Source organism: Mycolicibacillus koreensis (assembly GCF_002104795.1).
GTDB lineage: Bacteria > Actinomycetota > Actinomycetes > Mycobacteriales > Mycobacteriaceae > Mycobacterium > Mycobacterium koreense.
In genome coordinates this window covers 1-20176 of the sequence record NZ_NCXO01000041.1, presented here as the reverse complement: position 1 = coordinate 20176, position 20176 = coordinate 1, and the positions used below count along the sequence as shown (strand labels likewise).

Below are 20176 nucleotides of genomic sequence, written 5' to 3'. Positions count from 1 at the left end.
CCGATCTTTGGGTAAGGATGAACCCATGAGCAACACGCCTCCCGTCCCGCCGCCCGCGCCGAAGCATCCGGCCGCCCCGCCGCAGCCGAAGATCACCCGCGCCAGCGCCCTGTGGGTCTCGCTCATCGGCGGGTTCCTGGTGCTGATCGTGCTGCTGATCTTCATCGCCCAGAACACCGACGCGGTGCAGCTGACGTTTTTGGGGTGGCACTGGAGTATGGCCACCGGGGTGGCGATCCTCGTCGCGGCGGTGGCCGGCGGGCTGATCACCGCGCTGGCCGGCACCGTGCGGATCTACCAGCTGCGCCGGCAGACGAAGAAGACGGTCAGCGCGACGACGCGAGCGCGCTGAGCCCACGGGCGATCAGCGGGGCGACGGTCTCGGCGACCCGGCTGTCGTCGTCGCTCCCGCCGCCGACCCGGCGCCGGTAGTCGATGCCGGCGGCGATGATCGCCAGCTTGAAATACCCCAACCCCATGTAGAAGTCCCAGTGCGCCAGCGGCTGGTCGGCGGCCACCGCGTAGCGCTGCGCCAGATCGTCGGCCGACGGCAGGGCCGGGGAGGTCCAGGCGGCCTGGCTGTCGATGATCAGATCCAGCGACGGGTCGCGGTAGACGCACATCAGCGCGGCATCGGAGAGCGGATCACCCAGCGTCGACATCTCCCAGTCCACCACCGCGACCACCCGGGTGGGGTCGGTCGCGTCGAGGATGGTGTTGTCGATGCGGTAGTCGCCGTGCACGATCGCCGCCCGGCTCTCCGCGGGCACCGCGTCGGCCAGCGCGGCGTGCAGCCGCGCCACGTCGGCGTCGCGCGGGTCGTCGTCGAGGCGCACATGCTGCCACTGCGAGCCCCAGCGACGCACCTGGCGGGCCAGGTACCCGTCCGGCTTGCCGAAGTCGGCCAGCCCGACCGACGCCGGGTCCACGGCGTGCAGGTCGGCCAGCACCCGGATCAACCCGTCGACACACCCGGCGATGGTGTCGGGTCCGCCGAGCGCATCGAGGTCCGTGCGGGTGCGCACAGTGCGCCCGGCGACGTAGTCGACCATCTGAAACGGTGCCCCCAGCACACTGTCGTCGGCGCAGTGGGCGATCGCGCGGGCGACCGGGACCGCGGTGTCGGCCAACGCCGCCACCACCCGGTACTCGCGCGCCATGTCATGCGCCGACGGGGTCAGCCCGTGCAGCGGTGGGCGGCGCAGCACCCACCGGCTGGCGTCGTCGCTGACCAGAAACGTCAGATTGGAACGACCTCCGGTGATCAGCTCGGCACGCAGGCCACCGCTGCGCGCCACCCCGATCCCGCGCAGATAACCGTCCAGTCGATCCAGGTCCAACCCCTCGGGCGACACCGTCATCTCCTCACCCACTCCTGTCGATTGTTGCGGGGCAACAGATCCCACACATGTTCGCTGCCGTTGACCGCCACGACACTGGCCCGCCCGGAGCGGGAGAACAGCAATCTGGTCACCGACACGTAGTCGATCGGGAACGACAACAGCCGTGCGGTGCCCAGGATCTGGTGCAGCACCACGTTGATCACCCCGCCGTGGCTGAACACCGCCACGGTGTCCTCGGCGGCCGCTGAAGCCACCACGTCGGCGACGGCGTCGGCGACCCGGGCACAGAACTGCGTCTCGTCCACCCCGGGCGGCAGATGCCCGGCCGACATCCGCGCCCACGCCTCGGGCTGTTCGGCGCGGATCTGTTCGATCGGGACGTAGGCGTGCAGGTTGCGGTCGTATTCGGCGAACCGCTCATCGACGTCGATCGTCAGACCCCGCTCGGCGGCGACCGGTTCGGCGGTCTGCACCGCGCGGCGCTGCGGGCTGCTCACCAGCCGGGCCAACGGGTAGCGGGACAGTGCCGCCGGCAACCGCCCGGCCTGCTCGCGGCCGGCCTCCGACAGGTCCGGGTCCGCACCCTGGCCGGGTTCGCTGCGCAACGGCAGGGCGTGGCGCACCAGAAGCAACTGCATACCGGCCACCCTATGGCGACGGCCGCACGCGGCCGCGCCGGTACCCTTCTGGCCATGCGCGCGGTGATCTGTCAGCAGTACGGTCCGCCCGAGGACCTCGTCGTCGAGGATCTGCCCGACCCCTCCCCCGGCCCCGGCCAGGTCGTGGTGCGGGTGCGTGCCGCGGCGGTGAACTTCCCCGACTTCCTGCTCATCGACGGCAAGTACCAGATCAAGATCCCGCCGCCGTTCACCCCGGGCAGCGAGTTGGCCGGGGACGTGATCGCCGTCGGCGAGGGGGCCGACTACGCGGTGGGCGACCGGGTGTCCGGCGCCTCGTTCATCGGCGGCTTCGCCGAGCAGGCCGCGGTGCCCGCGGTGGCGCTCACGGCGATTCCCGACGGGATCGACTACGCCGCGGCCGCCGGGTTCGGCATCACCTACCGCACCGCCTACCACGCGCTGCGGTCGGTGGCCGCGGTGCAGCCCGACGACCCGGTGGTGGTCCTCGGCGCCGGCGGTGGGGTGGGCCTGGCGGCGGTCGACCTGGGGGTCGCGTTGGGTGCGCGGGTGATCGCGGCGGCATCCAGCCCGGAGAAGCTGGCGGTCTGCTCCGAGCGCGGGGCGGCGGCGACCATCGACTACGACCGCGAGGACCTCAAGCAGGCGATCCGCGACATCACCGGCACCGGCGCGGCCGCCGTGCTCGACCCGGTGGGCGGGCCCTACGCCGAACAGGCGCTGCGGTCGTTGGCGCGCGGCGGACGGTTCATCACCCTCGGCTACGCCTCGGGGACCATCCCGGCGATACCACTGAACCTGGTGATGCTGAAGGGAATCACGGTGTGCGGCATGGAGATCCGCACCTTCGCCGACGACTTCCCCACCGAGAACACCCGCGACCTCGCGGAACTGGCGGAGCTCTTCGCCAGCGGCCGGGTCAGCCCCTACATCGGGGCGCGGTTCCCGCTCGACGAGACGGCGGCCGCGGTGCGCTACGTCGCGGACCGCAAGGCGATCGGCAAGGTCATCGTCGACATCTGATCCGGTCGGCCGCTACGGCGTCACGATGGTGAAATCGGGGTCGGGGGCGTCGAGCACGCCGAGCAGCCGGGTGAGCGCTGAGGCGTCGCCGTCCAGACGCACCCCGCCGACCGGTGAGCCGTTGATCGCGGCGAGCAGCGCACCACGATCCTCGGCGACGATCGTGGCCTGCGCACTCGCCGGATCCGCCGCGGCGACCCGGTGGGTCAGCACCGCGTTGCGCAACCGCAGCCGGTGGTTGACGCCCGGATTCCTCAGGGTCACATCGATGGTGAGCTCCACATCGAACGCCCGCGGGCCGTTGACCCGGATCGCCAGCGCATCGAAGACCTGATCGGCGGTGAGCTGGGCGCGCAGACCGGCCGAGTCGGCCTCGGTGGCAGTGCCGACGGTGCCGTCGCGCAGCTCGGTGGCGCCGGTGAGGAAAAAGTTGCGCCAGGTCGCGTTCTCCGCGCCGTAGCCGAGCTGTTCCAGGGTGTCGGCGTAGAGGGCGCGCGCCTCGGCATGGTCAGGATCGGCGAACACGGCATGATCGAGCAGAGTTGCCGCCCAACGGAAATCACCGTCGCCAAAGGCGTCGCGCGCCAACTCGACCACGCGCTGCAACCCGCCCATTGCCGCCACGTAGCGGGTGGCCAGCGGCTGCGGCGGATGGGGCCACAGTCGCGCCGGGTTGCCGTCGAACCAGCCCATGTAACGCTGATAGACGGCCTTGACGTTGTGGCTGATCGACCCGTAGTAGCCGCGGGCGTGCCAGGCGTCCTCCAGTGCGGGCGGCATGGTGAACTGCTCGGCGATCTCCGCTCCGGTGTAGCCGCGGTTGATCAGTCGCAGAGTCTGGTCGTGCAGGTAGGCGTAGAGGTCACGTTGCAGCCCAAGGAATTCGACGATGCGCCCAGCTCCCCAGGTTGGCCAGTGATGCGAGGCGAACAGCACGTCGGCCCGGTCGGCGAAGACCTCGATCGCCTCGGTGAGGTATCCCGCCCAGCGGTGCGGGTCACGCACGAGTGCGCCGCGCAGGGTCACCAGGTTGTGCAGATTGTGGGTGGCGTTCTCGGCCATGCACAGCGCCCGGTACCGCGGGAAATAGAAGTGCATCTCCGCGGGCGCCTCGGTGCCCGGCGCCATCTGGAACTCGATGTCGACCCCGTCGACGGTGTGGGTCTGGCCGGTGGTGGTGATCGTCACCGTCGGCACGATCAGCCCGACCTCCCCGGTGGAGGTGGCCTGCCCGAGCCCGCAGCCGACCTGACCGCGCGGCCCACGCGGCAGCGCGGTGCCGTACATGTAGGTGGCCCGGCGGGCCATCGCGGTTCCGGCGTAGACGTTCTCGGCGACGGCGTGGTCGACGAAACCCTCCGGCGCGAGTACCTCCACCCGCCCGGCGTCGACGTCGTCGGCGGTGGTGACGCCGAGCACCCCGCCGAAATGGTCGACGTGGCTGTGGGTGTAGATCACCGCACGCACCGGCCGTTCGCCGCGCTGGGAGCGGTAGAGGCCGAGCGCGGCGGCAGCGACCTCGGTGCAGATCAGCGGGTCGATCACCAGCACACCGGTGTCGGTCTCGACGAAGGTGATGTTGGACAGGTCCAGTCCCCGCACCTGGTAGATGCCGGGCACCACCTCATAAAGGCCCTGACGGGCGGTGAGTTGGCACTGGCGCCACAGGCTGGGGTGCACCGTGGTCGGTGCCGGGCCGGCCAAGAACGCGTAGGCGTCGTTGTCCCAGACCACCCGGCCGTCGGCCGCGGTGACCACCCCCGGTTCGAGCGCGGCGAGGAAGCCGCGGTCGGCGTCGGCGAAGTCGGCGGTGTCGTGCAGCGGAAGGGCCGCGTGGTGGCGACGGTGTGCCGCGGCGATCGCCGCGTGGGCGGGCTGGGAGGTCACGGAGTTGAGGATGCCAGCATCACAGCGGCGGTGATGCGGAATCGGTCAGCCGGTCAGGTCATAGACGCTGGCGGCGCCGACCTGCTGAGCGGGGAAGGTGGCGCGCACCCACGCGGTGATCTGCGTGGCTGCCCCGGCCGGGTCGCGGTGGCGGCCCGGGCCGTTGCCACCATCGATGAAGTAGCGCACCTGCCCGTCGGCCACGTAGCGCTGGAATCGTTCCAGGCTCGGCCAGTTGTCGCCGCCGGAGAACCCACCGATCGCCAAGACCGCCTTGCCGGTGGCCAACTCCAGATTGCCGGCGCCGTGGGATCCGACGGTCGCCGCGGCCCACCGAGTGTCGGTGTCGGCGATCAGCGCCTCCAGTTCGGGGTTGGCGGCCTGCCGGGGCGGCGGGCCGGGCTCACCGGGCCCGGGCTCACTCGGCGGCTGCGCCGCGGGTCGCGGCGGCCCCGAGATGGGGATCGGCCCATTGCTGTGGCTGCCCGCCACGGTCTGCACCGTGTAGGCCGCGGGGGCGGCGAGTGCGACCATCAGCGCAGCGATCGCCCAGACGGTGCCACCGCGACCGGGACGGCCCCCGCGCAGCACCACTGCACCGGCGACCAGCACCGCCGCTGCCGGCAGCGTCCAGCGCAGCCACGGCAACCAGTCGGGGGTACGGGCCAGCAGCACCGCATCCCAGACAGCGGTGATCGTCACCATCGCCGCCACCGTGATCCGCGCCGTCGGTGTTGTCCGCGCGCGCCACAGCTCAGCCACCGCAATCGCGCTCACCGCCGCGATCGCCGGGGCCAGGGCGACGGTGTAATAGGGGTGCATGATGCCGCGCATGCCGCTGAACACCACCGCGGTCACCACCAGCCAGCCGCCCCACAGCAGCAGACCGGCCCGCACTCGGTCGGTGCGCGACGCCGACCGGGTCAACCACACTCCGGCCGCCAGCCCGATCAGCGCGGCCGGCAGCAGCCAGGAGATCTCGGTTCCCATGGCGGGCCCGAACAGCCGGGTCACCCCGGCGTCGCCGCCGAACATCAGCGACGCCCCCGGGGGGCCGCCGCGTCCGGGCGGTCCGGGATGCTCGCCGCCGACGGGGTTACCCGAACCCCCGAATACCCGACCCAGCCCGTTGTAGCCCAACGCCAGTTGCAGCAGGCTGTTGTCGGTGGACCCACCGATGTAGGGCCGTGATTCGGCGGGCCAGAGTTCGATGAGGGCGATCAACCAGCCGCCGGAGACGACTGTCGTCGCCGCCCCGATCGCCAGCACCCGGAGTCGCTCCCCCAGCCCGACTGGCAGGGCGATGAGCACCACCAGCGCCAGCGCCGGCGCCACGAGCAGCGCCTGCAGCAGCTTCGTGAGAAACGCCAGACCCAGCGCCACCCCGGCGAACGCCACCCAGCGCCGCGGCGCGCCGTCCACGGCACGGACCACCGCGTAGGCCGCGGCGACCAGCAACGTGACCAGCAGCGCGTCAGGGTTGTTGAACCGGAACATCAGCGCCGCCACCGGGGTGAGTGCCAGGATCGTGCCGGCCACCAGACCGGCCCCGGGACCGCTGGTGCGGCGCACCGCCGCGGTGAGCAGCGCCACCGCCCCGACGCCGAGCAGCGCCTGCGGCACCAGCATCGACCAGGAGGAAAACCCGAACAGCCGCCCGGACAGTCCCATCAGCCACAGGGCGGCCGGTGGTTTGTCGACCGTGATGCCGTTGCCGGAGTCCAGCGACCCGAACAGCAACGCTTTCCAACTCTGGGTGCCGGCCTGCACGGCGGCGGCGTAGTACTCGTTGGCGAAACCGGCCGCACCGAGCCCCCACAGGTAGAGCAGGGCGGTGGCGCCGAGCAACACCGCTAGCGCCGGGCGCGCCCACCGCGGTTCCGTCGCCGCGGCCGGGGCGTCCGCGTCGACGTGCGGCACTGTTGCGGTGACGGTCATTTCGACGCCGCCACCCGTCGGGGATGGAAGACCCAGCCGCGCAGCAGCACGAAGCGCAGCACGGTGGCGACCAGGTTCGCCGCCACCAGCACGGTCAACTCCACCGGCCGGGATGCCTCGTCGGCCAGGGCGAGTCCCGCCAGCGCCCCGCTGGTGAGCCCGAGACCGACCACGAAGACCGCCAGTCCCTCACCCTGGTGGCGCAGGGCCCGGGCCCACCCGCGCACCCCGAAGGTGAGCCGGCGGTTCGCCGCGGTGTTGGCGACCGCGGTGACCAACAGCGCGATCAGGTTGGCCGGCTGCGCCCCCAGCGGCCGCAGCAGCAGGAACAGCGCCAGGTAGGCCAGCGTGCTGAACACCCCGATCGCGGCGAAGCACACCGCTTGGCCCAGCAGGGATCGCGGCGCCTCGCCCCGGTGACCGAACTGGGCGGTGATCGCCGGAACCGGGATGTCGCCGCGGGCGAGCCCGGTCGCCAGCCGCACGATCCCCTTCAGATCGGCGATTGCGGTGGCCAGCAGGTCGACACGGCTGTCGGGGTCGTCCACCCAGTCCACCGGGACTTCGTGGATGCGCATCCCGGACCGCTCTGCCAGGACCAGCAGTTCGGTGTCGAAGAACCAGCCGGTGTCGACGACGTGCGGCAGCAACCGGCGGGCCGCGTCGGCGCGGATCGCCTTGAACCCGCACTGCGCGTCGCTGAACCGAGCCGCCAGGGTGGAGCGCAGCAGTAGGTTGTAGCACCGCGAGATCACTTCGCGTTTGGCGCCGCGCACCACCCGCGATCCACGGCTCAGCCGGGTGCCGATGGCCAGATCGGAGTGCCCGGAGATCAGCGGCGCCACCAGCGGCGCCAGCGCCGCCAGATCGGTGGAGAGGTCGACGTCCATGTAGGCCAACACCGGCGCAGCGGATGTCGACCACACGGTGTGCAGTGCGCGGCCCCGCCCCTTCTGCTCCAACCGGACCACCCGGACCTGCGGGATCTGTTCGGCGAGCGCGGTTGCGATCAGCGGGGTGCGGTCGACGCTGGCGTTGTCGGCAATGGTGATCTGGAACGGGAACGGGAACTGCGCGCACAGGTGCCGGTGCAGCCGCCGCACCGACGCGGCGAGCGCGGCCTCCTCGTTGAACACCGGGACCACCACGTCGAGCACCGGCTGGCCGGGGCGGGCCACGATCGGCGCCGCGTGTGGGTGGGCCGGCCGCGCCGGGCCGGGGGGTGCGGTGCTCGGGGATGCCGACAGGCAGTCGGCTGCGACGACGCTCATATCCCGAGCTTGGCGCCGCGGTGTGAGGCACCGATGGGCGCTTGCTATGCGCCCGCTTTGAATCCGTGCGTCAGGTCGTAGACGTCGACCCCGTCGACCCGACGCACCGGGAAATGTGTGCGCACCCAGGCGGCGATGCGGGCGGCCTCCTGGCTGCCGCTGCCGGGCGGTCCACCCGGCGCCCCGCCGAGGAAGTAGTGGATGCGCCGCGCCGCCACGTGGTCGCGGAACTGGGCGAAGGTGGGCGCCGGGTCGGTGCCGTTGTATCCGCCGACGGCCATCACCGCCGCGCCGGAGGCCAGCTGGTAGCCGGCGGCGGGAGTGGATCCGACGGTGGCCGCCACCCAGGTGTACTGCCCGGCGTCGGCGCCGAGCAGGGCCGTCAGGTGCGGACCGGGCGTCGATGGGAACAGCAGCGCCATCGGTGGGCCGCCATGGGGTCCGCCGGGGGGTCCGTCAGGGGGTCCGCCAGGGGGTCCGTCGCGGGGCGGCGGGAATCGGTGCCCGCCGGGGGGCCCGGCGCTGGGCAGCGCGCCTCGCCCCGGGTTGCCGACGGTGGCTACCGAGTAGGCGGTCGGGCCGGCCAGGGCTACCAGCACCGCGGCGAGCGCCAGCGCGCGGGCCGCGGCGCGCGGTGCCCGCGCCGCCCGCGGCATCGCCAGGGCAATCGCCGCACCCAGAACGACAATGGCGATCCGCAGGCCCGGCAGCCAGTCCGGGTTGCGAGCGAGCAGCAGATACGACCAGCCCGCGGTGATGGCCACCAGCACCCCCAGGGTCACCGCCGACCACCGTTCGGTGCGCCGCTGCCACAGCAGACACACCCCGATCGCGGTGGTGGCGCCCACCGACGGCGCCAACGCGACCGTGTAGTACGGGTGCAGGATGCCGTTGGCGGCACTGAAGATCACACCGGTGACCACAAGCCAACCGCCCCAGAGCAGCAGCGCGGCACGTTGCGGGTCGGTGCGCGGGCGATGCCGGGTGATCCACACCCCGGCCGCCAGGGCGATCAGCGCAGCGGGCAGCAGCCAGGAGATCTGGTCGCCCATCGCCGCGGCGAACAGCCGCCCGGCGCCCCGGTCGTGGTTGGTGTTGCCGAGACCGCCCACCTCATTACCGGTGAGCCGGCCCAGCCCGTTGTAACCGAGGGTGAGTTCGAGGATCGAATTGTGTTGCGATCCACCGATGTAGGGTCGCTTGTCGGCCGGCCAGACCTCGACGAGCAGCAGATACCAGCCCCCGGCGGCGATCAGCGCCGCCAGGGCGGCACCTGCGCGCAGCATCCGGCTACGAAGCGGGGTGTCGGCGGCCAACAGATACACCGCCGCGAACACCGGCAACACCACCAGGGCCTGCAGCATCTTGGTCAAAAACCCCAGCCCGAGCAGCACTCCGGCCAGCGGCAGCCAGCCGCGGCCGGCGTCGGGGGCCAGCGCGCGCTGCACCGCGTAGCCGGCCGCCACCAGCAGCAGCACCAGCAGCGCGTCGGGGTTGTTGTAGCGGAAGATGGCCGCCGCCACCGGGGTGAGCCCCAGGATCGCCCCGGCGAGCAGACCGGCCTCCGGCCCCGCGACCCGGCGCACCGCCGCGTAGAGCACCCCGACGGCGGCCACCCCCGCCAGTGCCTGCGGCACCAGCAGGCTCCACGAGTTCAGCCCGAACAGTGCCACCGAGGCGCTCATCACCCACAGTGCCGCCGGCGGTTTGTCGACGGTGATCGCGTTGGCCGGATCGCTGGACCCGAACAGGAACGCGGTCGGATCGGCCGCCCCGGCCTGCGCCGCCGCGGCGTAGAAGGTGTTTCCCCAGCCGACGGCGGACAGGTCCCACAGGTACAGCAACGCGGTGCCGGCCAGCAGCGCCAGCAGCGCCGGGGTGGCGCCGTCGCCCCGCCACCGGGGCCCGGCGCTCACCGCTCGCCGTCGCTGGGGGCACGCCGGTGGGGCAGACGCACACTGAACCGGGTCTGTCCGGGGATGCTGTCGACGCTGATGGTGCCGTCGTGGGCCTTGACGATCGCCGCCACGATCGCCAACCCCAGCCAGGTGCTACCACTGCGCCGCGATCGGGAGGTGTCGCCGCGGGCGAAGCGTTCGAACACCTCCGATCCCAGTGCGGCGGGGATTCCGGGCCCGTCGTCGCTGACCTGCAGCACCGTGTGATCGCCGTCGGCGGCCAGTCGGGTGGTCACGGTGGTGCCCGCCGCGGTGTGGATCCGCGCGTTGGCCAGCAGGTTGGTCAGTACCTGCCGCAGCCGCTCCTCGTCGCCGGGAACGACGACGGGTTCGGCCGGCAGATCCAGTTTCCAGTCGTGGTCGGGTCCGGCGATGTGGGCGTCGCGCACCGCGTCGACGGCCAGCCGGGACAGGTCCACCGGTTCGTGTTGCAGCGGGCGCCCGGAGTCCAGCCGGGCCAGCAGCAGCAGATCCTCCACCAGTCGGGTCATCCGGTCGGTCTCCGAGGACACTCGGCTCAGGGCGTGGATCACCTCGGGCACCGCGGTGTCGTCCGGTTGCAGCCGTCGCGCCAGTTCGGTGTAGCCGCGGATCGCGGTGAGCGGGGTGCGCAGTTCGTGGCTGGCGTCGGCGACGAACTGGCGCACGCGGGTCTCGCTGGCCTGCCGGCTGGTCAATGCGGCCGCGATGTGATCGAGCATCCGGTTGACCGCCGACCCCAGCCGGCCCACCTCGGTGCGCGGATCGGCGTCCGGTTCGCGGACCCGGACCGGCAGCGCCACCTCCCCGCGGTCCAGCGGCAGGTTGACCACTTCCCCGGCGGTCTGCGCCACCCGGTTCAACGGCGCCAGCGCCCGGCGGATGAGCAGCAGTCCGGCGGTGGTGGCCACCGCCAGCGCCGCGGCGGTGACCACCGCGAAGATCAGCAGGACCCGGATGGCGGTGGCGTCGACTCCGGCCATGGGCAGACCGGTGATAACGGTGTCGCCGCCGTGACGGGCGGGCACGGCCAGCACCCGGTAGCGCCCCATATCGTCGAGGCTGCGGGTCGTCGGGGCGGCGCCGAGCGGGACGCGGCTCAGCTCCTCAGTGGCGGTGGCGCTCACCGCCGCCCGCTCTCCCCCGCCGGTCAGAAAACCGGCGTCGCGGAGTCGACCGTCGTGGAGTACCACGGCGACCACCCCCACCGGCTGCCCCGGTGCGTCGAGGAAGTCCGGTCCCGGCCCCGGCCGCGGGAACGGGCGCAGGTGGCGACGCCCCGGCGGCGGCGGGGGCGGGGGTTCGCCGTGGATGATCGCCGACCGGCGGGCCACCTCGTGCAGCTGGGTGTCGAGCTGGCCGACCAGGTAGCGGTACAGCGCCACCTCGGTGGCGGCGCCGATCCCGACACAGACCGCCGCCAGCAGCAGCACCTGCCCGGCCAGCAACCGGGCGCGCAGCGAGAAGGCCGGGGGTCTACGTCGCGGGTTTGAGGACATAACCGGCGCCGCGCAGGGTGTGGATCATCGGGTTCCGACCGCTGTCGATCTTCTTGCGCAGATAGGAGATGTAGAGCTCGACGATGTTGGAGCGGCCGCCGAAGTCGTAGCTCCACACCCGGTCGAGGATCTGCGTCTTGCTCAACACCCGTTTCGGGTTCTGCATCAGATAGCGCAGCAGCTCGAATTCGGTGCTGGTCAGCATGATCGGGTCGCCGGCGCGGGTCACCTCGTGGCTGTCCTCGTCGAGAACGAGGTCGCCGACGACGATCTGGGCGCCGGCGTCGGCCGAGGTCACCCCGGTGCGCCGCAGCAGCCCCCGCAGCCGCAGCACCACCTCCTCGAGGCTGAACGGCTTGGTGACGTAGTCGTCGCCGCCGGCGGTCAACCCGGCGATGCGGTCTTCCACCGCGTCCTTGGCGGTGAGGAACAGCACCGGCAGCCGCGGGTGTACCCGGCGCAGTTCGCCGATGACCTCCAGGCCGCTGCGGTCCGGCAGCATGACGTCGAGCACCACCACGTCGGGGCGGGCCGCGCGGGCGGCGGTGATCGCGCCGGCGCCGTCGCCGGCGGTGGCGGTGGTCCACCCCTCGTAGCGCAGCGCCATCGCCACCATCTCGGCCAGCACCGCCTCGTCGTCGACGACCAGTACGTGGATCGGTTCGCCGTCGGCGCGGCACAGCACCTCGCGGTCCACCGGCGCTGGGGTCATGGGCCCCAGTATCGCCGCGGCGGATAAACGCCGGCTATGGCGACCCTATGTGCGGGCTGTGCCGGCAGCTCAGGCCAGCAGTTCAGCCATTCGGGGCATGACGGCCTGCAGTGCCTTGATCGGCCGCAGCATCACCTTGATCTCGGTGATGCGCCCGTCGTCGTTCCAGTGCAGCATGTCGATGCCGTTGACGTGGACGTCGTCGACGGTGGCGGTGAACTCCAGCACCGCGGAGCGCTCGCCCACCCACTGCTCGACGTAGCCGAACCCGGTGCCCGGGCCGGTGAACACCGTGGCCGCCGCGCGCAGGTAGGCCAGCACCGTCTGTTTCCCGGTCTGCGGGGTGAACACCGCCGGGGAGGAGAAGACGGCGTCATCGGTGAGTAACTCACCCGCCTCGTCGAGGCGCCCCGTTTCGGCAAGCTCAAGCCACCTGGTGATCACCGCTGCGGTCATGGCGCCAGGGTAGCCGCCGCCCGCGACCTAGTCGCGCCGTGGCCGCAGTGCGCGCAGCAGCCGCTGCCACCAGCGGGGCCGCGCATCGGGGGCGACCCGGTCGCGGGCCCGGGCGGCTTCGTCGGCGAACTCGCTGATCGATTCGTCGCCCTCTTCGGCGCGCATGGCTCTCCTTTCGCCTGGATCGGATGCCTCTGGCCACCGGCTACCCCACGCCGAGCGGGACGAAACCCCCGGGCGGGCGGGCCCGGTCGACTAGGTTCGGGCAGTGTGGATCTCGATGCGGTCGCGACCTGGATGTCGGCGCAGGGCCTCGGGGAGGGCCCCTTAAGCGACGTCGCCGCCATCCCCGGCGGCACCCAGAACATCATGTTGCGGTTCACCCAGTCGGGGCGAACGTACGTGCTGCGCCGCGGCCCGGCCCATCTGCGCCCGCGCAGCAACACCTCGATCCTGCGGGAGACCCGGGTGCTGGCGGCGCTCGGCGACACCGACGTGCCCCATCCCCGGTTGATCGCGACCTGCGAGGATCCCGGCGTTCTCGGTGACGCGGTGTTCTACCTGATGGAGCCGGTCGACGGATTCAACGCCGGGGAGGGCCTGCCCGCCCTGCACGCCGGTGACGCGACGGTCCGGTTCGGCATGGGCGTGTCGATGGCCGAGTCGTTGGCGCGGCTCGGTGCGGTCGACCACGTCGCGGCCGGGCTCGCCGATTTCGGCAAACCGGACGGGTTTTTGCAACGCCAGGTGCCGCGCTGGCTCTCCGAGTTGGAGTCCTACCGGGAGTTCCCCGACTATCCGGGCCCGCAGATCCCCGGGGTGGAGCAGGTGGGCATCTGGCTGGAGGAGAATCGGCCGTCGTCGTGGACGCCGGGCATCATGCACGGCGACTATCACGCCGCCAACGTCATGTTCTCCCGCACCGGGCCGGAGGTGGTGGCGATCGTGGACTGGGAGATGTGCACCATCGGTGATCCGCTGCTCGATCTGGGGTGGCTTTTGGCCACCTGGCCGGAACCGGGCGCCCCGCCGGTGTTCTCCCACGCGCTGGCCGACTACGACGGGCTGGCCGCCCCGGCCGATCTGGTCGACCGCTATGCCGCCCACACCACCCGCGACCTGTCGCATCTGACCTGGTACACCGTGTTGGCGTGTTTCAAACTCGGCATCGTGCTGGAAGGCACCTGGGCGCGCGCCTGCGCGGGCAAGGCGCCGGTGGAGATCGGTGAACAGCTGCATCAGGCGACCCTGCGGCTGTTCGATCGGGCCCATCGGCTGATTGGAGCGTCATGATCGATTTCACCGTCCCCGACGAGTGGGCCGCACACGCCGCACGGATCCGCGAGTTCGTCGCCGAGCAGGTGGTGCCGTTCGAGTCCGATCCGCGGCTGACCCGCCACGGCCCCACCGACGAGTTGCGCGCCGAACTGGTGGGGTTGGCCCGCGACGCGGGGCTGTTGACGTTTCAGGCGCCGCGCCGGTTCGGTGGTCGCGAGCCGTCGCACCGCGAGCAAGCGGTGCTGTTCGAGGCGGCCGGCTGGTCGACGCTGGGACCGGTCGCGTTGAACTGCGCCGCCCCCGATGAGGGCAACATGTTCCTGCTGGCGAAGATCGCCGACGACGAGCAGGCGGAGAGGTTCCTGGTCCCGGTGATCAACGGGGAACGCCGATCGGTGTTCGCGATGACCGAACCCGACGGCGCCGGCTCCGATCCCGCCCAACTGGCCACCACCGCCGACTTCGACGGCACCGACTACGTGATCAACGGACGCAAGTGGTTGATCACCGGCGCCAACGGGGCCCGCACCTGGATCATCATGGCCCGGGTGCCACCCAACCCGCACGGCCCCGACGGTCCGACGCTGTTCCTCTGCGAAGGCGACACCGACGGCATCGAATTGACGCGGGTGATGAACACCATGGACCGCAACTACGTCGAGGGCCACGGCGTGGTGACGTTCACCGGTCTGCGGCTGCCCACCTCGGCGGTGCTCGGTGAGGTGGGACAGGCGTTTCGCTACGCGCAGCTGCGGCTGGCGCCGGCACGACTCACCCACTGCATGCGGTGGTTGGGCGCGGCCAGCCGCGCCCAGTCGATCGCGGTGGAGCACGCCCGCACCCGCACTGCGTTCGGCAAACCCATCGGCGAGCACCAGGGCGTGGGTTTTCTGCTCGCCGACAACGAGATTGCGTTGCAGACCTGCCGTCTGGCGATCTGGTGGGCATGTTGGATGCTCGACACCGGCGCACGCGGACGGCACGAGAGTTCGATGGTGAAAGCCTATGTCTCCGAAGAGCTGTTCAAGGTCGCGGACCGGTGTGTGCAGGTGCTCGGCGGGATCGGGATCTCCGACGAAACCCCGATCGCGATGATCTTCTCCGACATGCGGGCGTTCCGTCTCTACGACGGCCCGACGGAGGTGCACAAGTACGCGATCGCACGACAGGTGTTGCGCCGCCCGTGAAATGAGGACAGGAGGGTCACGGTGACCGAGACGTTGACGCAGCGGGTCGATGCGTTGGTGGATGCCGACACCGCACGGCTGGTCGAGATGTTCAAGGTGATCCACCGCGAACCCGAACTGGCCTTCGACGAGGTCCACACCGCCCGCACGGTCGCCCAGGGCTTGGGCAACCTGGGGTTTCAGGTGACCAGCGGGATCGCCGGCACCGGCGTGGCGGGGGTGTTGGAGAACGGGCCCGGCCCGACCGTGATGTACCGCGCCGACATGGACGCCCTGGCCGTCGAGGAGGCCACCGGCCTGGACTACGCCAGCACGGTGCGGGTGCGCCGTGACGACGGTGCCACCGTGCCGGTGGCCCACGCCTGCGGCCACGACGCCCACGTGACCTGGATGCTGGGGATGGCGAAGGTGCTGGCGGCGACCACCGACGCGTGGTCGGGCACCGCGGTGCTGATCGGCCAACCCGCCGAGGAGCCGATCGCCGGGGCGCAGGCGATGGTCGACGACGGACTGTATGACTTCATCCCCAAGCCGGATGTGCTGCTGGCTCTGCACACCGCGCCCGGCCCGGTCGGGATGGTGCTGGCCTCCGGCGGCACCCGGCTGGCGGGCACCGATCAGCTCGACATCGAGTTCGCCGGGGTGGGCGGGCACGGGTCGATGCCGCAGCTGGCCACCGATCCGGTGCTGATGGCGGCGCTGGCGGTGGTGGAGTTCCAGGCGTTGGTCAGCCGCACCGTCGCCCCGCAGGAGACCGCGGTGCTCACCGTCGGTTCGGTGCAGGCCGGCTCGGACAACAATGTGATCCCGGATCGGGCACTGCTGCGCGCCAACATGCGGTGGTTCAACCCGGGGGTGCGCGAGCAGCTGATCGCCGGGGTGCGCGCGGTCAGCGAGGGGATCGCCCGCACCTACGGGATGGGTGAGGACCGGCTGCCGACGATCACGATGAAGGGCCACTCCCCGCCACTGGTCAACGACGAAGGGCTCACCGCTCGGCTCGCCGCCGCACTGGCCGGCCCGCTGGGCGCGGACAACGTCGTCACCGATTTCCCACCGGCGACCGGTTCGGAGGACTGCCATCTGCTGGCCGGACCGCACAGCGACCTACCGGTGGGCTACCTGCTGGTGGGGGTGGCCGATCCCGAGGTGTTCGCGGCGGCTGCCGCGGCGGGCAAACTCTTCCCCTACGCCCCGCACTCCCCGGAGTACCGGGTGGACCTGGCAGCGATCGGCCTGGGTGCCAAGGTGGCCAGCTACGCGATGCTGGAGTTGCTCAGCGGTGAGCCGCTCGGTTAGCCCCAAGAGCGCCCGGGAAGGTCACGGTCGGGGTCACGGGTGACGGTGATCGCCCGCGACGGGCACTCAAAGGCCGCCTTCTCCACCGCGTCGGCGTACTCTTCGGGCACTTCGAGGGGACCGACCGTCGGCCCGTTTTCGCCGATGAGGACCACCAGGTCGTCGTCGAGGGCGAACACCGCCCAGGCCCGCCGCACGCAGATAGCGGCACCGATACAGACAGTCTGATCGACCGCCACCCGCAACGGCTCATCACCCATAGTCAGCGCCAACCGCGGCGGCGGGCGGGTTATTTCCCGGCCGCGTCCACCAGCGCCGATTCCGTCAGCTCCAGGGTGCGGGTGATGGCGATGTCGCGCAGGAACGCGGCGTCGTGGCTGACGACGACCAGCGCGCCACGAAAACCGTTCAGTGCCGCCACCAGGTTGTCCAGGCTGGGCAGATCGAGGTTGTTCGTCGGCTCATCGAGCAGCAGCAGCCGCGGCGGCGGATCTGCCGCCAGGCGCATCACCAGCGCCGCGCGCAGCCGTTCACCCCCGGAGAGGGTGTGCACCGGCGCGTCGGCCTGCGTACCGCGGAACAGGAACCGGGCCAGCACGGCCCGGAGCTGCTCGCGGCCCACGTGCGGTGCGGCCGCGGCGACGTTGTCGGCCACCGACCCCGCCTCGTCGAAGATGTCGAGGCGTTGCGGCACCATCGCCAGCGGAACTCGGGCACCGCAGCGCGCGATCTGGTGCAGCAGTGTGGTTTTGCCGATTCCGTTCGACCCGGCTATGGCGATGCGCTCCGGCCCGGTGACCGTGAGGTCGACGCACTGGCCGGTACGCAGCCGGGTCGGCGGCAGCACGATGACCTGCTGGCCGGCGAACACGGCCGTGTCCGGCAGGTCCACCCGGATATGCCGGTCGTCGCGCAACGCCTCGGAGGCCCGGTTGAGCGCCTCGGCGGCCGCGTCGACGCGGTCCTGGTGGGTGCCCTGCAGCTTGCCCGCCGATTCCTGCGCAGCCCGTTTGCGCATGCCCATGATGATCTTGGGTTCGCGCTTGGTGGCCGACATCTTGCGCCCGTAGCGTTGCCGCCGGTCCAGTTTGGTGCGCGTGTCGTGCAGTTCGCGACGCTGCTTCCGCAGATCGTTGCGCGCATCGCGAAGCGCTGCGGCCGCCGCCTGCTGCTCAGCGTCGATGATTGCCCGGTAGTCGGCGTAGGCACCGCCGAACAGACGCAGCCGGCCGTCGTGCAGTTCGGCGATCGTGTCCATCGTCTCGAGCAGGTCCCGGTCGTGGCTGACGACCAGAACGGCACCGGGGAACCGGTGCAGCGCCGCACCGAGCAGCGCCCGGCTGGCCGTGTCGAGATTGTTGGTCGGCTCATCGAGCAGCAGAACGCTCGGTTCGGCGAGGAGTTGCGCGGTGAGGCCCAGCAGGGTGGTCTCCCCACCGGAGAGCTCGCCGACCGTGCGGTCCAGGTCCGCCGGGGTGGCCACGATGCGCTGAAGACCGAGTCCGTGCAGGGTGGATACTGCCCGTTCTTCGATGTCCCACGCCGAGCCGACGACCGTGAAGTCGGCGTCGTCTCCTTTTCCGGATTCAATGCGCCCCAGAGCATCTCGAATCTCGTCGATTCCGAGAAGTGAGTCGATCCGGATGGTCGGTTCCAGGGCCAGGTCCTGCGGCAGGTGGCCGACGGGCCCGGAGGTGGTCACTGATCCGCGGGTCGGGCGCAGCCGTCCGGCGATCAGGTTGAGCAGCGTGGTCTTACCCGAACCGTTGAGCCCGACGAGCCCGGTGCGCCCGAAGCCGATGACGGCGTCGACCCCGTCGAGGGCGGGGGTCCCGTCGGGCCAGGCGAACGTGACGTCGGACAGCACGATCGAGGGGTGTGGTGAAGACATGGGTTCTCCCGGGGAGTGTGGCGATGCGGAACGCGGGTCACCTCACCAGGAGCAACGGCTTCTCCAGTCCTCGACTACAACGACGACGCCCAGGCTAGGGTGACACCGCGGGGGTGGCAACCGATTTATTTCTCCGCACTACAGCCCGTTGTCGCGCAGACCGCACATCCACCATCCGTCGCCCAGATCTACCGGGTGTGTACAGATCATTCCGAAGAGGTCGACCCCTCGGGGAGATCGCTGCGGGCTATAGAGGTATCCGCCGGCGTCGTCGGGAATCCCGATCCACTGCGGGAAGAACCGCGTTCCGTCGCGCTGGGCTACCCGGCCCTCGACGGTGAGCATGCGCAGGTGGGTGGGCAGTTGCCGCCCATAGTAGTCCTGCCCCGGGTCAACGTGCAGAGCCCGGGTGAACAGTGGCCGGTGCAGCAGAAACCAGGTGCGGGGGGCCACCATCCACCCCGGGTTCACGACGACGCTGGCGATAACCATGGCTGCGGCGACCACCACGCGTCGCCATGTACGTCGCCGCGCCGCCACAGCGACGGCCACGAGCAGTCCTGCGCTGAAAAGAGTCAGCATCGTCGGGACGATCACCAGATCGAAGATCCACTGCGACCCCGGTCGGAACCAACACCAGAGGAAGCCGAGCAGCCACGCCACCAGGGCGGTGACGAAAACGGTGGAACCACGACGAGCACTGCGGCTGTTCACCGGTGCCGATGGGTCTTCAGCCACCACACCACCATTGGGATGTCGCGGCGGTCACCGGCGGCCTCGGCACGCAGACAGTCGACATCTGCACTACTGCACCGGCCGCAGCACGACGATCCCGGGCACGGTGGCCAGATAATCGCTCAGCGGGGTGTCGACGACCTTGTTGTCGGCCGGCAGCGAGGAAGCGTTGCGAAAGACCGGACCGTCAGGGGTGTTCACGAAGATGCCGACGTGGGTGACGTCCAGACCGTCGTCGACGGCGTAGGCACCCAGGTAATCCCCGGTGCGCAGTCCGCGCACCACGGTGTCGTCGACCGCGGAGGCCGGCAGGTAGGTGATTTCACGGGGTATGACAGGAATTCCCGGCAGATACACCGCTCCCGAGCCTTTGTCGTTGAGGTTCTTGGTGATTCGGACGGTGTCGGCACCCAGCGTGTCGGTGATGTCGGTGGCGATCGCCGGTTTCACCGCGGCCCAGTCGGTGAAGAAGTGTTTGCGGTGGGTGAAGTCGACGACGCCGTCGCCGTAGCGGACCGTCCGCAGGGCAGAAAGGAAGTGCTTGCGGTCACTGCTGCGTTTGAGTGCTTCGACGTAGTCGGCGTAGGTGAAACAGTCCACCGCATCGAGGTCGACGACCAGTTGTTCGGGTTCGGCGGCCGAACCGATCAATGTGTTCGCACCGTAGGGGGTGCCGAGGAATCCTGCGGATATCACCTGGGCACGCTGGTCGGGCTGGGCCTTGTTGCGTTCGGCCAACAAGGCCGCCAGGGTCTGCTCGCTGTGCGCGGAGATGATCACCTGCGGCTCCGCGACGGCACGGGGCATCACGATCAGCAGCGGGAGCATCACCAGCGCCAGCACCCGGTGGGCGCGACGTCGGCGGCCCGGAGCAATCGCAGCCATCCGGGCAGAGTAGCGCGCCGAGTGGTGCGGTTCCCCGCGTATCAGGATTCATTAGGCGCACCGAGGGCGCCACGAAGGCTCTGAGTTCGACGATTGAGTACGCCCGGAGGGATTCGAACCGAGCAATGATCAGAACCTGTGGATGAGCCTCGGTGAGGTGGCGTAGGAAAGGGCGCACCTTCCCGAGGATGATCTTC

The 20176-nt window shown here is 70.8% G+C and carries 19 protein-coding genes; 5 read left to right on the top strand and 14 right to left on the bottom strand.

Going from position 1 to position 20176, the window contains the following annotated elements; all coding sequences use genetic code 11:
* The first annotated feature begins 25 nt into the window (after positions 1-25).
* Positions 26-352, top strand: a complete 327-nt coding sequence (locus tag B8W67_RS15855; RefSeq protein ID WP_085304952.1) for a LapA family protein — start codon at positions 26-28, stop codon at positions 350-352.
* On the opposite strand, the gene B8W67_RS15850 is transcribed toward B8W67_RS15855, so the two are convergent.
* Positions 327-1361, bottom strand: coding sequence for a phosphotransferase family protein (locus B8W67_RS15850; protein ID WP_085304974.1), 1035 nt, complete (start codon positions 1359-1361; stop codon positions 327-329). The genes B8W67_RS15855 and B8W67_RS15850 overlap by 26 nt on opposite strands.
* Positions 1358-1981, bottom strand: coding sequence for a histidine phosphatase family protein (locus B8W67_RS15845; protein ID WP_069393812.1), 624 nt, complete (start codon positions 1979-1981; stop codon positions 1358-1360). The genes B8W67_RS15850 and B8W67_RS15845 overlap by 4 nt, the downstream gene beginning before the upstream one ends.
* 54 nt (positions 1982-2035) lie before the next feature.
* Between B8W67_RS15845 and B8W67_RS15840 the strand changes: the two genes are divergently transcribed.
* Positions 2036-3004, top strand: coding sequence for an NADPH:quinone oxidoreductase family protein (locus tag B8W67_RS15840; RefSeq protein ID WP_085304972.1), 969 nt, complete (start codon positions 2036-2038; stop codon positions 3002-3004).
* Between the two features lie 12 nt (positions 3005-3016).
* On the opposite strand, the gene B8W67_RS15835 is transcribed toward B8W67_RS15840, so the two are convergent.
* The 8 genes from B8W67_RS15835 to B8W67_RS20945 form a co-directional block, all read right to left on the bottom strand.
* Positions 3017-4891, bottom strand: coding sequence for an alkyl/aryl-sulfatase (locus B8W67_RS15835; RefSeq protein ID WP_085304950.1), 1875 nt, complete (start codon positions 4889-4891; stop codon positions 3017-3019).
* A 45-nt stretch (positions 4892-4936) separates the two neighbouring features.
* Entirely contained in the window at positions 4937-6829 is a 1893-nt protein-coding gene (locus tag B8W67_RS15830; RefSeq protein WP_085304948.1) for an ArnT family glycosyltransferase, read from the bottom strand.
* Positions 6826-8100 (bottom strand): bifunctional glycosyltransferase family 2/GtrA family protein, encoded by a 1275-nt coding sequence (locus B8W67_RS15825; RefSeq protein WP_085304946.1) that lies wholly within the window; start codon positions 8098-8100, stop codon positions 6826-6828. The genes B8W67_RS15830 and B8W67_RS15825 overlap by 4 nt, the downstream gene beginning before the upstream one ends.
* Before the next feature lie 44 nt (positions 8101-8144).
* Positions 8145-10016, bottom strand: coding sequence for a glycosyltransferase family 39 protein (locus tag B8W67_RS15820; protein ID WP_085304944.1), 1872 nt, complete (start codon positions 10014-10016; stop codon positions 8145-8147).
* Complete coding sequence (locus B8W67_RS15815) at positions 10013-11536, bottom strand: sensor histidine kinase (protein ID WP_085304942.1); 1524 nt, start codon at positions 11534-11536, stop codon at positions 10013-10015. Before B8W67_RS15815 ends, B8W67_RS15820 begins: the two co-directional genes overlap by 4 nt.
* Complete coding sequence (locus B8W67_RS15810; protein ID WP_275080524.1) at positions 11514-12248, bottom strand: response regulator transcription factor; 735 nt, start codon at positions 12246-12248, stop codon at positions 11514-11516. The genes B8W67_RS15815 and B8W67_RS15810 overlap by 23 nt, the downstream gene beginning before the upstream one ends.
* A gap of 69 nt (positions 12249-12317) precedes the next feature.
* Complete coding sequence (locus B8W67_RS15805; protein WP_085304940.1) at positions 12318-12704, bottom strand: nuclear transport factor 2 family protein; 387 nt, start codon at positions 12702-12704, stop codon at positions 12318-12320.
* A gap of 27 nt (positions 12705-12731) precedes the next feature.
* Positions 12732-12869 (bottom strand): hypothetical protein, encoded by a 138-nt coding sequence (locus B8W67_RS20945; protein ID WP_163797269.1) that lies wholly within the window; start codon positions 12867-12869, stop codon positions 12732-12734.
* Between the two features lie 132 nt (positions 12870-13001).
* Here B8W67_RS20945 and B8W67_RS15800 point away from each other — a divergent pair, with 132 nt between their 5' ends.
* The 3 genes from B8W67_RS15800 to B8W67_RS15790 are packed head-to-tail and all read left to right on the top strand — an operon-like array spanning position 13002 to position 16468.
* Entirely contained in the window at positions 13002-13997 is a 996-nt protein-coding gene (locus B8W67_RS15800; protein ID WP_085304968.1) for a phosphotransferase family protein, read from the top strand.
* Positions 13994-15169 carry an acyl-CoA dehydrogenase family protein gene (locus tag B8W67_RS15795; protein WP_085304938.1) on the top strand — a complete coding sequence of 392 codons (1176 nt, stop codon included), beginning with the start codon at positions 13994-13996 and terminating at the stop codon, positions 15167-15169. The genes B8W67_RS15800 and B8W67_RS15795 overlap by 4 nt, the downstream gene beginning before the upstream one ends.
* A 21-nt stretch (positions 15170-15190) precedes the next feature.
* Positions 15191-16468, top strand: coding sequence for an amidohydrolase (locus B8W67_RS15790; RefSeq protein WP_234806793.1), 1278 nt, complete (start codon positions 15191-15193; stop codon positions 16466-16468).
* On the opposite strand, the gene B8W67_RS15785 is transcribed toward B8W67_RS15790, so the two are convergent.
* From B8W67_RS15785 to B8W67_RS15770, 4 genes are all read right to left on the bottom strand, one after another.
* Positions 16465-16728, bottom strand: a complete 264-nt coding sequence (locus B8W67_RS15785; protein ID WP_085304936.1) for a ferredoxin — start codon at positions 16726-16728, stop codon at positions 16465-16467. The genes B8W67_RS15790 and B8W67_RS15785 overlap by 4 nt on opposite strands.
* 29 nt (positions 16729-16757) lie before the next feature.
* Entirely contained in the window at positions 16758-18359 is a 1602-nt protein-coding gene (locus B8W67_RS15780; RefSeq protein WP_085304934.1) for an ABC-F family ATP-binding cassette domain-containing protein, read from the bottom strand.
* A gap of 138 nt (positions 18360-18497) precedes the next feature.
* Positions 18498-19097 carry a hypothetical protein gene (locus B8W67_RS15775; protein ID WP_133056130.1) on the bottom strand — a complete coding sequence of 200 codons (600 nt, stop codon included), beginning with the start codon at positions 19095-19097 and terminating at the stop codon, positions 18498-18500.
* Between the two features lie 66 nt (positions 19098-19163).
* Positions 19164-19979 (bottom strand): DUF1460 domain-containing protein, encoded by an 816-nt coding sequence (locus B8W67_RS15770; RefSeq protein ID WP_085304930.1) that lies wholly within the window; start codon positions 19977-19979, stop codon positions 19164-19166.
* Positions 19980-20176 lie beyond the last annotated feature (197 nt).

Bases quoted from the DNA above. Each gene is read 5' to 3' on its own strand.
- B8W67_RS15810 (WP_275080524.1), bottom strand. From the start codon at position 12,248: ATGACCCCAGCGCCGGTGGACCGCGAGGTGCTGTGCCGCGCCGACGGC.
- B8W67_RS15840 (WP_085304972.1), top strand. From the start codon at position 2,036: ATGCGCGCGGTGATCTGTCAGCAGTACGGTCCGCCCGAGGACCTCGTC.
- B8W67_RS20945 (WP_163797269.1), bottom strand. From the start codon at position 12,869: ATGCGCGCCGAAGAGGGCGACGAATCGATCAGCGAGTTCGCCGACGAA.
- B8W67_RS15785 (WP_085304936.1), bottom strand. From the start codon at position 16,728: ATGGGTGATGAGCCGTTGCGGGTGGCGGTCGATCAGACTGTCTGTATC.
- B8W67_RS15850 (WP_085304974.1), bottom strand. From the start codon at position 1,361: ATGACGGTGTCGCCCGAGGGGTTGGACCTGGATCGACTGGACGGTTAT.
- B8W67_RS15805 (WP_085304940.1), bottom strand. From the start codon at position 12,704: ATGACCGCAGCGGTGATCACCAGGTGGCTTGAGCTTGCCGAAACGGGG.
- B8W67_RS15825 (WP_085304946.1), bottom strand. From the start codon at position 8,100: ATGAGCGTCGTCGCAGCCGACTGCCTGTCGGCATCCCCGAGCACCGCA.
- B8W67_RS15855 (WP_085304952.1), top strand. From the start codon at position 26: ATGAGCAACACGCCTCCCGTCCCGCCGCCCGCGCCGAAGCATCCGGCC.
- B8W67_RS15800 (WP_085304968.1), top strand. From the start codon at position 13,002: ATGTCGGCGCAGGGCCTCGGGGAGGGCCCCTTAAGCGACGTCGCCGCC.
- B8W67_RS15830 (WP_085304948.1), bottom strand. From the start codon at position 6,829: ATGACCGTCACCGCAACAGTGCCGCACGTCGACGCGGACGCCCCGGCC.
- B8W67_RS15795 (WP_085304938.1), top strand. From the start codon at position 13,994: ATGATCGATTTCACCGTCCCCGACGAGTGGGCCGCACACGCCGCACGG.
- B8W67_RS15780 (WP_085304934.1), bottom strand. From the start codon at position 18,359: ATGTCTTCACCACACCCCTCGATCGTGCTGTCCGACGTCACGTTCGCC.
- B8W67_RS15770 (WP_085304930.1), bottom strand. From the start codon at position 19,979: ATGGCTGCGATTGCTCCGGGCCGCCGACGTCGCGCCCACCGGGTGCTG.
- B8W67_RS15815 (WP_085304942.1), bottom strand. From the start codon at position 11,536: ATGTCCTCAAACCCGCGACGTAGACCCCCGGCCTTCTCGCTGCGCGCC.
- B8W67_RS15845 (WP_069393812.1), bottom strand. From the start codon at position 1,981: ATGCAGTTGCTTCTGGTGCGCCACGCCCTGCCGTTGCGCAGCGAACCC.